General features: G+C 56.2%; 16 protein-coding genes, 1 tRNA gene and 1 riboswitch. Of the genes, 11 read left to right on the forward strand and 6 right to left on the reverse strand.

The features are described from left to right. Position 1: 1 nt before the first annotated feature. Both cobW and Q1B46_RS05490 read right to left on the reverse strand, forming a co-directional pair. On the reverse strand, positions 2–1,057 hold the full coding sequence (gene cobW / locus Q1B46_RS05485) for a cobalamin biosynthesis protein CobW (RefSeq protein ID WP_299945621.1): 1,056 nt from the start codon (positions 1,055–1,057) through the stop codon (positions 2–4). Continuing rightward, a complete protein-coding gene (locus tag Q1B46_RS05490) occupies positions 1,054–1,434 on the reverse strand; it encodes a DUF1636 domain-containing protein (RefSeq protein WP_299945624.1) in 381 nt (126 codons plus the stop codon). The genes cobW and Q1B46_RS05490 overlap by 4 nt, the downstream gene beginning before the upstream one ends. A gap of 84 nt (positions 1,435–1,518) precedes the next feature. Further along, positions 1,519–1,725: riboswitch (cobalamin riboswitch) on the reverse strand. A 145-nt stretch (positions 1,726–1,870) separates the two neighbouring features. Between Q1B46_RS05490 and Q1B46_RS05495 the strand changes: the two genes are divergently transcribed. The 6 genes from Q1B46_RS05495 to Q1B46_RS05520 all read left to right on the forward strand — a co-directional run bounded on the left by Q1B46_RS05495 (position 1,871) and on the right by Q1B46_RS05520 (position 6,649). Then, entirely contained in the window at positions 1,871–2,827 is a 957-nt protein-coding gene (locus Q1B46_RS05495) for an NAD(P)-dependent oxidoreductase (RefSeq protein ID WP_299663923.1), read from the forward strand. A 291-nt stretch (positions 2,828–3,118) separates the two neighbouring features. Then, entirely contained in the window at positions 3,119–3,340 is a 222-nt protein-coding gene (locus Q1B46_RS05500; RefSeq protein WP_299945626.1) for a hypothetical protein, read from the forward strand. Then, the gene (locus Q1B46_RS05505) at positions 3,337–3,897 is read left to right on the forward strand and encodes a hypothetical protein (protein WP_299945628.1); all 561 of its coding nucleotides are present in this window, start codon (positions 3,337–3,339) and stop codon (positions 3,895–3,897) included. Before Q1B46_RS05500 ends, Q1B46_RS05505 begins: the two co-directional genes overlap by 4 nt. A 46-nt stretch (positions 3,898–3,943) precedes the next feature. Beyond that, on the forward strand, positions 3,944–4,951 hold the full coding sequence (locus Q1B46_RS05510; RefSeq protein WP_299945631.1) for a glycosyltransferase family 2 protein: 1,008 nt from the start codon (positions 3,944–3,946) through the stop codon (positions 4,949–4,951). After that, the gene (locus Q1B46_RS05515) at positions 4,944–5,555 is read left to right on the forward strand and encodes a class I SAM-dependent methyltransferase (RefSeq protein ID WP_299945633.1); all 612 of its coding nucleotides are present in this window, start codon (positions 4,944–4,946) and stop codon (positions 5,553–5,555) included. Before Q1B46_RS05510 ends, Q1B46_RS05515 begins: the two co-directional genes overlap by 8 nt. 95 nt (positions 5,556–5,650) lie before the next feature. Next, complete coding sequence (locus Q1B46_RS05520) at positions 5,651–6,649, forward strand: glycosyltransferase family 2 protein (RefSeq protein ID WP_299945636.1); 999 nt, start codon at positions 5,651–5,653, stop codon at positions 6,647–6,649. A gap of 32 nt (positions 6,650–6,681) precedes the next feature. Here the strand turns inward: Q1B46_RS05520 and Q1B46_RS05525 are convergent. Beyond that, positions 6,682–6,755, reverse strand: a tRNA-Cys gene (locus Q1B46_RS05525). 227 nt (positions 6,756–6,982) lie between these two features. Here Q1B46_RS05525 and Q1B46_RS05530 point away from each other — a divergent pair. The 3 genes from Q1B46_RS05530 to Q1B46_RS05540 all read left to right on the forward strand — a co-directional run bounded on the left by Q1B46_RS05530 (position 6,983) and on the right by Q1B46_RS05540 (position 9,990). Further along, on the forward strand, positions 6,983–7,636 hold the full coding sequence (locus Q1B46_RS05530; RefSeq protein WP_299945639.1) for a protein-L-isoaspartate O-methyltransferase: 654 nt from the start codon (positions 6,983–6,985) through the stop codon (positions 7,634–7,636). 95 nt (positions 7,637–7,731) lie between these two features. Continuing rightward, positions 7,732–9,150, forward strand: coding sequence for a TolC family outer membrane protein (locus Q1B46_RS05535; protein ID WP_299945642.1), 1,419 nt, complete (start codon positions 7,732–7,734; stop codon positions 9,148–9,150). A 72-nt stretch (positions 9,151–9,222) separates the two neighbouring features. Continuing rightward, complete coding sequence (locus tag Q1B46_RS05540; RefSeq protein WP_299945644.1) at positions 9,223–9,990, forward strand: hypothetical protein; 768 nt, start codon at positions 9,223–9,225, stop codon at positions 9,988–9,990. Positions 9,991–9,993: 3 nt separating this feature from the next. Here Q1B46_RS05540 and Q1B46_RS05545 read toward each other — a convergent pair whose 3' ends face one another. Next, a complete protein-coding gene (locus Q1B46_RS05545) occupies positions 9,994–11,451 on the reverse strand; it encodes a cobyric acid synthase (RefSeq protein WP_299945646.1) in 1,458 nt (485 codons plus the stop codon). A gap of 60 nt (positions 11,452–11,511) precedes the next feature. Between Q1B46_RS05545 and Q1B46_RS05550 the strand changes: the two genes are divergently transcribed. After that, the gene (locus Q1B46_RS05550; protein ID WP_299945648.1) at positions 11,512–12,081 is read left to right on the forward strand and encodes a cobalamin biosynthesis protein CobQ; all 570 of its coding nucleotides are present in this window, start codon (positions 11,512–11,514) and stop codon (positions 12,079–12,081) included. 64 nt (positions 12,082–12,145) lie between these two features. Here the strand turns inward: Q1B46_RS05550 and Q1B46_RS05555 are convergent, their stop codons facing one another. Continuing rightward, a complete protein-coding gene (locus tag Q1B46_RS05555) occupies positions 12,146–12,466 on the reverse strand; it encodes a DUF6280 family protein (RefSeq protein WP_008757056.1) in 321 nt (106 codons plus the stop codon). 219 nt (positions 12,467–12,685) lie between these two features. Between Q1B46_RS05555 and efp the strand changes: the two genes are divergently transcribed. Beyond that, entirely contained in the window at positions 12,686–13,249 is a 564-nt protein-coding gene (gene efp / locus Q1B46_RS05560) for an elongation factor P (RefSeq protein ID WP_299945650.1), read from the forward strand. A gap of 55 nt (positions 13,250–13,304) precedes the next feature. Here the strand turns inward: efp and Q1B46_RS05565 are convergent, their stop codons facing one another. After that, entirely contained in the window at positions 13,305–14,243 is a 939-nt protein-coding gene (locus tag Q1B46_RS05565; RefSeq protein WP_299945652.1) for an ABC transporter transmembrane domain-containing protein, read from the reverse strand. Positions 14,244–14,274: the final 31 nt, after the last annotated feature.

Raw genomic sequence — 14,274 nt, forward strand, 5'->3', positions numbered from 1 at the left:
CTTACTCGGCGGCCTCTCGCACACCCACGAGGATATCGCGGATTTCAGATTCCTTAATGTCGTGATGCTCGGCAATGACCACCATACGAGAGCGGCGCTCTTCCCCGGGTTCCCATGGGCGGTCAAACTGGTGACGCACGCGGGCACCTACCGCCTGCACCAGAAGACGCATGGGTTTGCCCTGAACGGCGGCATAGCCTTTGACGCGCAGGATATTCAGTTCCTTGGCGAGACGTTCGATCTTGGCGACCAGATCGGCGGGGTCGGCCTGTTCCGGCAGCTCAACGATGATGCTTTCGAAATCATCATGCTCGTGATCGTGGTGGCCGTCGTGATGCGAAGGGCGCGCGTCCATGTCATCCTCGGCTGCGGCCTCAAGGCCCAGCACGACTCGAACATCCACGGCACCTTCCGCAACTTCAACAACGGGCAGAGGGCGAGGGGCTTCGGCGGCGATGATTTCCTTGGCCTTAGCAACGCCTTCGGGACCGGCCAGATCGGGCTTGGTCAGCAGGATGATGTCAGCGCAGGATATCTGATCCCCGAACACTTCGGACAGGGGCGTTTCGTGGTCAATCGAGTCATCGGCCATGCGCTGGGCGTCCACGGCTTCGACATTCGGAGCAAACCGACCGGCGGCGACAGCTTCTGCATCGGCCAGTGCGATCACCCCATCCACCGTTATTTTGGAACGGATATCGGGCCAGTCGAAGGCTTTCAGCAGGGGCTTGGGCAGTGCCAGACCCGAAGTTTCGATCAAGATGTGATCGGGGCGGGGCTCCAACGCCATAAGGGCTTCGATCGTGGGGATGAAGTCATCGGCCACGGTACAGCATATGCAGCCGTTCGACAGCTCCATGATATTCTCAGCCGGGCAATCGGGGATGGCGCAGGATTTCAGGATATCGCCATCGACGCCGACATCGCCGAACTCATTGACCACAACAGCCAGACGCTTGCCCTGAGGGTTCTGCATTAAGTGGCGTACCAGCGTGGTTTTACCAGAACCCAGAAAGCCTGTGATCACGGTAACGGGGAGTTTTTCGAGATTGCTCATTTCAGGGCTCCAATCGGGGGAATACGGGCCGCGCAGTTCTTGCGGAAATGTTCCGGGCGCTCACGCCATTTGACGAGGCCATCTTCGGCCTCGAGGTACTTGGTTGCGCCCTCGACAATGATTTCGACGTGATCGGTTTCGCTGAGGTGTTCGTAGACGAAGGTCCAGCGATCTGGACCTCCACGCAATACAATGGAACACCCCTCGTCACAGTTTGACAGGCATTCCACGGGTTTCAGTGTGATTCCTGCGGGCAGGTCTGCCTGTTCAAGCGCCTTGTGCAACAAAGCACCGGGCAGCTCCGCGTCATCTTCAACAGGCAACCCGCGGCGGCAGGTAGTGCAGACCAGCAGTTCGACCGGTGCGGTCTCGGTCATGTCTCTCATCCCCCCAAATCCTCTTCGTGGGGGACGGGGTTTCATGCGGGTCGCCTTTGACCCGACACCGGAACACCCCGTCCGGTTTCATCTTCGGGTGTTGGCAGGTCTCCCGGCTTGCGGATGTCAGAGCTTTGCTCTGTCGGATGTCCCGCCTTCCCGGCCTTGCAGGCCAGTGGCTTGGGCACCCTCTCCGGTCACGGTCGCGGGGGCGGCTGCGTTTGACGGATAAACCGTTGACGCATTCCCTTTTCATCTGCTGTCGCAGACACCAACACAAGGCTCTTGGGGCAGCATCACCCCCATTGTCAAGCGCGTTACGCTCAACAGTGTACAGCGGGGCAGAAAAGCGACCTCTGGGGGTCGCTGGACGGCATGACTGAGGGCGGGGGGCGTGCTCGCATGGGCGTCAAACGACAATCAGGGAGAGCAGTGTATGAGAGTAGGCTTTATTGGGCTGGGGAATGTGGGCGGCAAACTGTCAGGATCGCTTCTGCGCAACGGGATTGATCTGAGTGTTCATGACCTGAATCCGGATTTGGTGGATGGGTTTGTGTCACAAGGTGCCAAAGCTGCCAAAAGTCCGGCCCAGTTGATGCGCGATTGCGATGCCGTGATCACCTGCCTGCCATCTCCTGCCGCTTCGGATGCGGTTATGCAAGAGATGCTGCCCGAAGTTGCGCCAGGCAAAATATGGATGGAAATGTCAACAACCGATGAAGCCGAGGTCAAACGCCTTGGTGCCATGGTGATCGAACGCGGCGGCGCTGCTGTTGATTGCCCCGTGTCCGGCGGGTGCCATCGGGCTGCGACCGGGAATATCTCGATCTTCGCGGGGTGTGATCGGGAGACATTTGAGCGCATCCTGCCCTTCCTGACCACCATGGGGCGCCGCGTTTTGCACACGGGTGATCTGGGATCGGCTTCGGTTCTAAAAGTGCTTACGAACTATCTGGCAACGGCCAATCTGATCACCTGTGCCGAAGCTTTGGTGACGGCAAAGGCCGCCGGGATGGACCTTGGCACAACCTACGAGGCGATCAAGATATCTTCGGGCACCTCTTTCGTGCATGAAACAGAAAGTCAGGTGATCCTGAATGGGTCGCGCGATATCTCGTTCACCATGGATCTGGTCAAAAAGGACATCGGCCTGTTTCAGGAGGTCGCCGACCGTGCCGGGGTGCCGCTTGAGATGAACCCGGTGATGATCAAAATCTTTGAGGATGGTATCGAACGGTATGGTGATCGCGAGCTGTCGCCGAACATCATCAAGCGCCTCGAAGACGCCACAGGTCTGGATATTCGGGCGCCGGGTTTTCCACCCGAGATGCAGGACGATGAGCCAGAAGAACCGGGCTATGAGGTGATCCCCCAAAACCGACAGAATGCCTGAAACCGCTGGCACACACCTCACACCGATTGCGACTGCGCGGTCAGAACCACTTCAAATCGCGGGCGGTTTGTGATGTGTTGCGACCTGACACGGCCTCACGAGCGCTGTCTTGCGATGCCGGTCGTCTGCGTTGTGTACGAAGTCAGGCTAAGGAAATCTCAATTTGGAATCAGTCCGATCCCGCCCGAGCACCGCGCCTGAGATTGCGGCACCCTGCATCTTTGTTCGTGAGAGCTTGGCAACGCACAGCGCAGGCGCTTGTTATGCATCGCATGTGCAGGGCCATCAGAGATGAAAGTCGTTTTCGCATATCGGATCGGCCAAAAGGCAATGGGCGGAAAGGCGATGCGGGTCGATCAGTTGGCGGCCATGGCGCAGGCGCATTTGTCAGAGCGCTATGCCTTTGAAGTAGCTCTTGCACCCAAAAGTTCGCGACCGCATGCGTGTCGCCGATTTGTCGATGTACACATCGCTGCCTCTTATGAGGCCGAGCGGAACTTGTGCGGGTATTGAGCGCACTTGACCCGACACCGGGCGTAAAGATGCGCTATCTGCGCCATCATGCAGATCCACGTTTTGCCGCAGGATCAGTGCCGGTCGACCAGTTTCAACTGGGTTACTTCGGCTTGCCCGACAACGTGGTCTTACCGCCTGAAATGGCGGAAAAAGCCGTTGTTCCCGGTTGCGATGGGAAAGGCGACGTAAGCGCCTTTATCGCGCAACTGTCCGACGCCAACTTCCACATATGCACGCGCGACCCGAGCCCATCATTGACCCGCGGAATCCTGTCGTCCAAGCCCTTCACCAAAGGTTTCAATGCAGCCGCGGTCAGGGCCAATGTTCTGGTGAACCGTCAGGTTCATGATGCAGAGTACTACTTGGGTTCGGATTATCCGTTTTTCATAGATAGTACAGATACTTGTGCGATCAGCGATGGTGTCAGACATGCATCGGCAGAGTTTGGTGGTGCACAATGGGAAAAGGCACAGACCCGGATGGCCAGCGTCGCCAGACAGGTTGCACCATCAGAGGTAATGGCCGAGTTGGACAAAATTCTGAGGCTATTCTAAACAGGTCAACAACAGACCGTTACTCGTACAGGCAAGAGAACAACATATGGCGAATGAGACCTTTCTTATCGTGACCACGATGAAGAACGAAGGGCCTTTCATGATCGATTGGGTGGCCTACAACCGCGCAATCGGCTTTGATGACATTCTGATCTATACGAATGATTGCGCCGATGGCACCGACGCGATGGGTGAGCGTTTGCAGGCATTGGGCTGGGCGCATCATGAAAGAAACCGACTGGGGCCGCGCGCCACGCCGCAAAACCGGGCGTTTTCGCTGTCACGCAGCCACCCAAGCTATTTGTCTTCTGATTGGATCATGAGCCTGGATGTGGACGAGTATATCAATATCCGTTTGCCTCAGGGCGATATCCAAAGCCTTGTCGATGCCAGCGGAGAAGCAGACGCAATCTCGATCTGTTGGCGCATGTTTGGGAATGCCGGCCTGAACGATTTTGTGGACCAGCCTGTTCCTGAGACTTTCTTTCTTGCCGCCACAGAAGAAGGATACCCTCATCACCGGACAAAAGGCTTCAAAACGCTGTTTCGAAACAACGGTAAGTTCAGCCGATTTCGCGCCCATCGACCCCGGACCAATCCCGAAGATACACCAAACCCTGATGCGCCTTACGAGGGCGTATTGTGGAGGGATGCAGGCGGAAACCTCTATCCTGCGGACCAAGTGAAATGGAAGGCTTGGCGCGGGTTCAGTCATGAATTCGCGCGTATTCATCATTATGCCGTCCGCAGCACCGATAGCTTTCTGGTCAAACGTGATCGAGGCCGGACCAACCATGTTGGTCAGGATCAGGGGCTGAAATACTGGCTGGTGATGAACCATAACGACACCGAAGATCGCTCCATACTGGATCACATGCCTGCCATGCATGAGATCAAGGCCAAAATGATGGCTGATCCACAGCTGGCAGACCTCCATCATCAAGCCTGTGAATGGCACAAAGCGAAAGCCGAAGAGCTGAAGGCCCGGACGGACTGGGCTGATCTGGTCGATGCATTGCAGAATTCCCATACCGGAGAAGAAGCGCATGGCTGAACCTGTGTCCGCCGAAGACCGCCGCAATAAACAACAACAGCAGCGTGAGCGGAAAGATGCGCTGAGGCGCGAAATGCTCAGGACTATGCCCAACGGAAGGCTCAGTGTTGAGATCGGCGTTTGGCGGGGTGAGTTTTCGCGGATATTGCTCGATGTATTGAAGCCTTCTAAGCTGTGCCTCATCGATCCATGGGGAGTGCAGCCCGACTCTGATGGCGGTGCTTCTTTGGCAGGCGCGCGCAGCCAGAACGACATGGACCAGATCTATGAAGCGGTGAAAGATACATACGCATCAGAGATAGCAAAGGGGCAAGTGTCGGTTATTCGTGACTTTTCTGTTCCTGCGCTGCGCTTGTTCGAAGATCAGAGCATCGGGTTTGCCTATCTTGATGGCGACCATTCCTATGAAGGGGTCAAAGCGGATTTGGATGCGCTGTTGCCGAAGATGATCGAAGGTGGCGTCATCATGTTAGATGACTACCACCGTCGAGGGTGGTGGAAAGATGGAGTGATGCGTGCGTTCCACGAGTTCCTTGGGTCAAACTCGGCGAGTTTGCGTCTTAAGGCGATCAAAGGCGCTCAGGTAGCGGTTCAAAAGCTCTAATCAATGAAGCCAATTTCCTACCGACTTGGGGATGTTGAGATCCGGCATAGGCCTGCCGAAGATGGCGCGAGTTTGGTTCAACCGCAGGATTTTCTATGACTGACAGGATAGTTGTCTACACGACGATGAAAAACGAAGGCCCATTCATGATTGATTGGGTGTCCTACTACCTGTCGCTTGGCGTTGACCATTTCCTCATCTACACCAACGACTGCGACGATGGCACCGATCTGATCGCGAAACGGCTTGGGGAACTTGGCGTTGCGACCCATGTCGACAATTCGGTCAAACCAAATCAAAGCCCGCAGAACACGATGCTCAGGCGTGTTCGTTCGCATCCGAAGTTTCTGGATGCGGACTGGACGTTTTCATTGGACGTCGATGAATATCTGAACATCCGTCTTCCTGACCCATCCATGCACAAGCTGCTGGGAAAACTTCAGGATACCGCAGGCGCGCCTTTCGATGTTGCGTCCTTTGCATGGAAGATATTCGGATGCGGTGGTATTGAGAACTTTAACGATACTCCGGTCGCAGCGCAGTTTTTTCTTTGTGATACCGAAAAAGGTTTTTATTCGGGGGTCGCGGGCGGGCTGAAGAGCATCACGCGCAACAACGGGCTGTTTACACGATATGGCCCACACCGGCCCAAAGGGGTGGCGCCCGAGCGTATGTCCGAGATCAAATGGGTCGATGGCGGAGGTCAGCTGCTTGACCCCGAAGCTGTGACGTGGCGCGCCACAAGCGGATATCGCCATGATTTCGCACGTATTCATCACTATGTGACCCGCTCAATCGGGTCGTTTATGGTTAAACGCGACCGGGGCAAAACCAACCACATTCACGGCGACCAGGCCGAGGTTTATTGGCGCAACATGAATGCCAACCTTGTTGAGGATCGGTCCATTCTGCCGCTTTGGAAGCAGGCCCTGACCGAGCGGGATCGCCTGATGTCAGATGATCAACTGGCCTCGTTACATGCAGCGGCCTGTACTTGGCACAAAAAGAAGATTGCCGAATTATGTCAAAGACCCGATTGGGCGGATTTCCGAGCATTCTTGCTCCGTTACAAGATCAACCGTCCCGTCCGTTGAATCGTGGAGAGAGCTAAGTGCTTGGAAATAAATGGAGGCGAGTACCGGAATCGAACCGGTGTACACGGATTTGCAATCCGCTGCGTCACCACTCCGCCAACTCGCCTTTTCAAGTAATATCAATCACTTGCCGTGGTGTGGTGGGCGTTCTATCAGCTTTCAGGATGAACGTCCAGAGTATTGAATGCGATTATTCCTGTCCCTGAAGGAAAATCGATGCGCCCGCCGAGTGAGTGCTTTTTGCCGCGCCAGTAATTGGCGTCTGGCCCGTTGCTGCGGGCGGGCGGATATGGCACAAGCCTGATAGCAGATTGACAAGGAATGAGCGGTCATATGACAGATTTCGCAGCCCGGCGTCTTACGATGGTTGATACTCAGGTCAGGCCGTCGGACGTGACTAAGTTTCCTATCATCGATGCGATGTTGGCTGTGGCGCGTGAGAATTTCGTGCCAGACTCGCAGCGTGAGGCGGCGTATGTCGGCGACCTGGTAGAGTTGGGAGGAGGGCGTTGCCTGCTTGAGCCCCGGACACTGGCCAAGATGTTGGATGCTGTGAATATTTCCAATGATGAGGTGGTCCTGGATATCGCTCCGGGGCTTGGATACTCGACCGCTATTGCCGCTCGAATGGCGGAACTGGTTGTGGCTGTGGAATCCGATGAAGCCTTGGCGGCCGAAGCGCAGACTGTTCTGATGGAAGCGGATGTCGACAATGCCATCGTCCACACAGGCCCGCTTGAGCAGGGCGCGGACGAGCACGGCCCTTATGATGTCATCATGATTCAGGGCGGGGTTGAGCAGTTGCCAGACGCTCTGCTGGATCAACTCAAGGATAGAGGCCGGATCGTTTGCCTGTTCATGGAAGGTGACCTAGGAACCGTTCGTGTGGGTCTCAAGTCGGCGGGTCGTGTGTCTTGGCGGTATGCCTTCAATGCCAGCGCCCCCGTTTTGCCTGCCTTTTGCGCTGAGTGTGCATTTTCGCTATAGTTGGCGATAGAAGTATTTTGATGCCTTGATTACTTGAAAACAGCGGCGCAAACTGCCTCGGTGGTTGCGTAATTTCGATTTGAGAGGATTTGGTTATGCACGGAACGACGACAGGAAAGTTGGTCAAAGGCCTGACTTTGGCGGCGGGCATCGCATTGAGTGTCGTGCCCGGACGCTCGGTTTGGGCTGACAACCTGACGGATGCGTTTATCGGTGCTTATAACACCAGCGGCTTGCTTGAGCAGAACCGGGCCCTGCTGCGCGCGGCAGATGAAGATGTCGCCATCGCACTGTCCGCGCTGCGCCCAATCATCAACTGGACCGTGCGGGTGAGCCGTGACTATACGAGAACGAACACGAGCAGCGCGATCAGTACTCGCGAGCCGTCCAGCTTTTTCTCGGGCCTCACGTTAGGTCAGTTGATCTATGATGGTGGCGCATCTGTTCTGGGCAAGCAATCTGCGCAAGAAACGGTGCTATCGACGCGGCAATCCTTGATTGATATCGAACAGCAAATCCTGATCCGCGCAGCCAATGCCTATCTGGGTGTTCTGCTGCAGGAAGAAACGGTTGCGATCCGCGAGAACAACGTCGAAGTGTCCGCGGAAGAACTTCGCGCCTCTCAGGACCGCTTCGAAGTTGGTGAAGTCACCCGGACAGATGTTGCCTTGTCAGAAGCGCAGTTGGCCAGTTCGCAAGCGGATTTGGCTGTCGCACGTGGTAATCTGAGTATTGCGCAGGCTGAATACGTAAACGCCGTTGGCAAAAGGTCAGGGCGGACAGCAGGTCAGCCAAGGCTGCCGAACCTGCCGCGTTCGGAATCCGATGCGGTCAATCTGGCGCAGCGTAACCACCCGGCAATTCTTTCTGCGCAGCACCAAGTTCGTGCTTTGGATTTGATTGTGCAGCAGCAGCGCGCCAATCTGGGGCCGAATGTCAGCCTGAATGCCGATGCGGGCATTACTGAAAGCTATGACAACGACGATTATATCAACGAGGCGACGATCTCGCTGAACTTCAATCAGCCGATCTATTCTGGTGGTGGCTTGGCCGCAGCGGTGCGTCGGGCCATGGCAACACGCGATGCCTCGCGTGCGAATCTGTTGAATGTCCAGAAGAACATCACGCAAGGGGTCGCCGACCGGTATGCAGCCTTCCAGGCCGCAGCTGCCAGTTTGCGGGCATCGACCGAGCGTGTCCGTGCATCACAAGTTGCGTTCGATGGTATTCGTGAAGAGGCGACGCTGGGTGCACGAACAACCCTTGATGTTCTGAACGCGCAGCAGGATTTGCTGGATGCGCAATTGGCCGAAGTTGCCTCGCGGACCGAACGGTCTCGGGCAGCGTATGAACTGCTGCAGGCGCAAGGATTGCTAACGGCGGAACGGCTGGGCCTGGCGGTGCAGATCTATGATCCGACGTTGTATTACAACCTTGTGAAAAAAGCGCCGTCGCAGGTCAGCAAGCAAAGCCGCGATCTGGATCGGGTGCTCAAGGCATTGCGCCGGGATTAAAGGGTATCGCTACCTGTTGTGGCGATGGTCCGGATTGGCTACAATCGGACCAAGGTTAGAGCGGTAGAAAAAATGTCAGATCGTGTTGTAAGCGCCAATATTCAGGACGTTCTCTCGTCGGTCAAACGAATGGTCGATGAAGACGCAAGTGGCGAATCGGAATTTATCTTTGTCCCTTCGACCCCGGCACCCAAGCCGGGGCGGCTGGTTTTGACGGATGCGCTGCGTGTCAGCGAGGAACCGCTGATCGTCCAGAAACGCGCACCTTTGAAGTTGATGCCTCAGAATACTGCTCATGAGGGTACGGCAAATCAGGCCGCGAATGCGCCGGGCAATCCAGAAGCGCCTATGCGTTTACAGCCAGGTGACAGCGTGCGTGCTGATGGCGCTGACGCAAATGACGAAAAACCAAAGCGTGATCTCGCAGGCAGTTTAAGCGCGAAGATCGAAGCCTTGGAAGCTGCCATAGCCCGGACCGAAGACCAGTGGGAGCCGGATGGCGAAAGCGATGATGAATATTCCGGTACTAAGACAAAAGCCGTTGAATGGCCGGTAGGAAAAGGTTTCGCACAATCCAAAGTCGCTGAACCTGAGCCTGAGCCTGAGCCTGAGACAGAGACAACGGCCGAGGCAACCTTTATTCGTGATCCGGCCGTGGTCGCGAAGCAGGCCCAGAAACCTGCTGGTGTGATTGTTGATGAAGAACAGTTGCGTGATCTTGTGGCGCAGATCGTTCGGGAAGAGTTGCAGGGCGCGCTTGGGGAGCGGATCACTAAGAATTTGCGCAAGATGGTCCGTCGCGAGATATCGCGTGTCATTGCCGCGCCCGACAGGGACTAAGGCTTAGCCCCGATCTGGTGCTTGCGCCATCGACAGAAGCAGATCCAGATCCATATGCAGTTCTAGATGATCGGCAAGGTCGTCCAATACCTGTTCAACACCATCTTCATAGGTGGTTTCCGACGTGGCGCCCAGTTCAGCCAAATAGCTGGCGCGAAATGCGTCTGATGTGAATATCCCGTGCAGATAGCTGCCGCGCACGCGTCCATTGGCGCTGGCAGCGCCTTCTGGGCGGCTTTCGATCTGCAGCCAGGCGCGGGCGCAATCCGGCCCGTCGGTCCGACCCATATGGATTTCATAACCGCTGACTGGTTCATTACCGGGCAGGGCGGTTGCGGAACGCAGGGTAACCTGCTTGTCACCGGCCATGGTGGTAGTGACATCCAACAGGCCAAGCCCCTCGACCCGTCCCGGGTGCCCGTCGACGCCATCCGGGTCCGCGATGGTTTTCCCCAGCATTTGATATCCTCCGCATAGACCCAGCACGTGGCCGCCACGGCGGACATGGGCATAGAGGTCGACGTCCCAACCCTGAGCCCGGAAATAGGCCAAATCGCCAATTGTGGATTTACTACCGGGCAAGAGCACCAGATCGGCATCCCCGGGCAGGGGGCGGCCTGCTGGGACGATTTCGACCGTTACACTTGGTTCGGCGGAAAGCGGGTCGAGATCATCGAAATTGGCCATACGCTCCAACTGCGGCACGACGATCTTACACGCACCTCCGGCGTAAGAGCGAATGTCCATCATATCTTCTGCCGGCAGTTTCCATGCATCATGGAACCAGGGCACCACACCGACGCAGGGCCAACCGGTGCGGGCGGCGATATCGTCGCGCCCTTCGTCAAACAGGGACACGTCGCCCTTGAACCGGTTTATGGCAAAGCCTCGGATCAATTCCTGATCCCCAGTATCCAGAACGGCCTGCGTTCCAACGATCTGTGCGATCACTCCGCCCCGGTGGATATCGCCCACCAGCACAACTGGAACATTCGCTGCGCAGGCAAAACCCATATTGGCAATGTCACCTTTGCGCAGATTGGTTTCGGCCGGGCTGCCCGCGCCTTCGATCAGGACAAGATCGGCATCGTTGCAAAGACGTTCAAAGCTTTCCAGGGCCGCCGCCAGAAGCTTTGATTTATCTTTGCGGTAATCACCCGCTTTCATGGTCCCTGCGCGCTGGCCCTGAAGAATGATCTGGGCGCCCGTATCGGTTTCGGGCTTCAACAGGATCGGGTTCATATCGGTATGCGTAGTCCGCTTCGCGGCCCGCGCCTGTAGGGCTTGCGCGCGACCGATTTCGCCACCGTTTTCCGTAACGGCTGCGTTATTTGACATGTTCTGCGGCTTGAACGGAGCAACGCTCAGCCCGCGCCGTGTATAGGCACGCGCCAGACCGGCCACCAACACCGATTTGCCGACATTACTGCCGGTGCCCTGAATCATGATGGACCGCGCCATGGCCATTCTCCTATGTTGACGCGCAGATGACCTGATTTAAGGCCAAAGGAAAAGCCCCAGATGAACACTCCAGCGCATCTTTTGATTGGCGCCGCCGCTTTTGCGCGCCCAGCCAGGAGGGCGGCGCTGTGGGCCGCTTTGTTCGGATCGCTGCTGCCAGACCTGTCGCTGTATGTGATGGCGGGCGTCTCGCTGTACATCCTGAACATCTCGGCACATGTGGTGTTCGATCAGCTTTACTTTTCACCAGCATGGCAAACTGTTTTCGCGATCGATAATTCGTTCTTTCTGTGGGCGGCGGCGCTTGGGATTGGGCTGTGGCGCGGCTGGCACCTGCTGGCCATAGGCGCGTCGGCAGGGCTGCTGCATCTGGTGATGGATTTCTTTTTGCACGCGGGGGATGGTCGCCCACAGTTCTGGCCGATCAGTTCGTGGGTCTTTGATAGCCCCATCAGCTATTGGGACAGCACGCATCACGCAGTTTGGGCTGCGCCGATTTCGATGGGAATCTGCGTCGCCGCCTATGTCGTCCTTTGGCACCGGGGCCTTTCGGTTTCGACAAAGCTTTTCTTTGCGTTGTTGTTGGCGGCCGAGCTTTGGGTCGCGCGGCAATGGATAATGTATTTTTGATCAGGCCAACGAAAAACGCGCCCCAAAGGTAGGGCGCGCTTTTTCAATCGGAGGCGGGGGTCAATCAGGCCGCTTCAGCCTGCTGAGCCGCATTCCGGCGTTCGCTTTCTTCGCGTGACAGCGCAACAGACGTCCGTACGCCGCGGCCAACGAATTCCATCAATCCGCCAACAACCCGCTCGTTGGGGTCGATACCGGCGCATGACAATACTTCACGCCCGTCGCGCGAACGCGCCCAGCGGGCTATTTGTTCCGGACCGTTGCCATACTTCTTGTCGTCAGCAATGGCATCATCCAGTGCAGCCAGTACGACGGCTGCGAAAAGTTTACGTGCACGATTGCCTTGTTCGTTATTAAAGGCCGTGCCGTCAACGAAATCTCTCATCTCGTCATTCCCGTTTTTCTTGCTCTTGCACTTTTTGGCGTGACGGTCCTTATGACCTATTACATGCGATTCGGATACACCTAAATTGCATAACTACGTTGCGTCAACTGCATGGCTTGCTGCAGGTGCAGCACTAGGTTTCGTTGTCTTGTCAGGTGTGGTTACGCCAGATATAGGGACAAGAACTGACGCATCAACCGTTTGTGAAGGATTTATGTAATGCCCAAGATAAATGGGAACGAAATTCGCCCCGGCAATGTGCTTGAGCATAACGGCGGGCTGTGGGCAGCTGTTAAGGTAGATCACGTAAAGCCCGGCAAAGGCGGCGCTTTTGCACAGGTCGAGCTGCGCAACCTGCGCAACGGCTCGAAACTGAACGAACGGTTCCGGTCAGCCGACAAAGTGGAACGCGTGCGTCTGGAACAAAAGGATCAACAGTTCCTGTACGAATCCGACGGCATGCTAGTGTTCATGGATTCCGAGACATACGAACAGATCGAATTACCTTCGGAGCTGTTGGGTGAGCGTCGTCCGTTTCTGCAGGACGGCATGACAATTGTGGTAGAGTTCTACGAAAGTGAAGCGCTGAACGCGACGGTGCCGCAAAAAGTGACCTGCAAAATTGTCGAGACCGAGCCGGTCGTCAAAGGGCAGACCGCTGCGAATTCGTTCAAGCCTGCGATATTGGACAACGGTGTCAAAGTTATGGTTCCGCCGTTTGTCGGTCAGGATGAGATGATCATCGTGAACACAGACACCATGGAATACTCTGAACGCGCCTGAACTTTGCCAGAGCCAAATCAAAAGACCGCATCACCCTGATGCGGTCTTTTTGTTGTCAGCGCCGTGGACGCCGGTATCGCTCGGGCTCGGGGCCGAACAGCTCAAGCATCAGTTCGAACTTGATCCGATTGGCGCTGACCTGACGATAGTACGCAATCAGAAACGCGGTTGGGCCTTGAATGCGGCTTAGTCCGCTGGTGGCCGCGACCACGGTGCCTACATCCGTGCGCCCTTGTAACACGAGCCATCCGCCCAGCATCAAAATGCCGACCGTGCCCGCGCCGTTAATGACGCTGAGCAGAAACTTGGCAGACAGTTTCCAGATGAACATGCGGCGGCGCGTTTCGTATATATCGTCAAACAGGGCGTTGATATCCGCCGACACTGCTTCGATATCCTCGGTCGTCAGTTGGTCGGTCGACTTGCGCAGGATGCGGACCCTTTCGGCAACAAAGACGTTCACGCGCCGTTGCGAAACCAAAACAATGACAATCTGGGGAACAATCATTGAAAATGCGATCAGGCCCAACCCTGGCTGCGTGGACGAGATATAACCAATCACGCTGATTAGGGTTCCTATCTGAACGACCGGGTCAGAAAAGGCACCGCCAGCAAATTTTCCAAGTTCTTCGGCCTCGGCAGATACGGCAGTGCTCATGGTTCCTTTGCGAAAGGACTCTTGGGTTTGGTTAAGGTCAGATGCGCGCACCAACAGGCGTTGCCGGATCAGACGGATCAGGTCTTCGCCCAATGTGCCCGCGCGATAGCCCAGCACCCATTTCAGGGCAAGGCTCAGAAGAATAACGGCCAGCATGCCAGCCCCCAACGTCAGCAATCGTTCGACCCCGACATTTGCCGATGTTAGGTGATTGATGATGTCACGCTGAAATTCCAGTGGAACTGCGGCCAACCCTGCAATTGCCAGCGACAGCAGAATAAGAATAACTTGCCGACCCGCGCTGGCCCGCCAAATCGCCCGATACAGCCGGAACATGTTCTTTATCCCTCTTGAAGTTCCGGTGTCA

Origin of the sequence: uncultured Ruegeria sp., from assembly GCF_947500045.1 — a bacterium.
Taxonomy (GTDB): domain Bacteria; phylum Pseudomonadota; class Alphaproteobacteria; order Rhodobacterales; family Rhodobacteraceae; genus Ruegeria.